Source organism: Bacillus sp. SIMBA_031, from assembly GCF_046535225.1.
GTDB lineage: Bacteria > Bacillota > Bacilli > Bacillales > Bacillaceae > Bacillus > Bacillus velezensis.
Genome location: NZ_JAWRXC010000595.1, coordinates 1 through 244 on the forward strand (window position 1 = coordinate 1; position 244 = coordinate 244).

Below are 244 nucleotides of genomic sequence, written 5' to 3' on the forward strand. Positions count from 1 at the left end.
CAGATATACAGGACAAAACGATATTATTCTTGGAACGCCAATTGCGGGAAGACAACATCCAGATTTAGAAAATCAGTTAGGTCTATTTCTAAATACACTCGCAATTAGAACCTGTTTGGACGAAAAACATAGTTTTTCAGATATAGTACTGAAACAAAAAGAGATTTTATCAAATGCATATCAGTATCAGGATTATCCATTTGATGAGTTGGTGACCAAGCTTAATTTAAAAAAAGACACGAGT

Annotated in this window: 1 protein-coding gene; it reads left to right on the forward strand. The window is 33.2% G+C overall.

Annotation, left to right across the window (positions count from 1 at the left end; genetic code table 11):
• The coding region (locus SB724_RS21500) for a condensation domain-containing protein (RefSeq protein WP_410573065.1) at positions 1-244 on the forward strand (244 nt) is incomplete at both ends.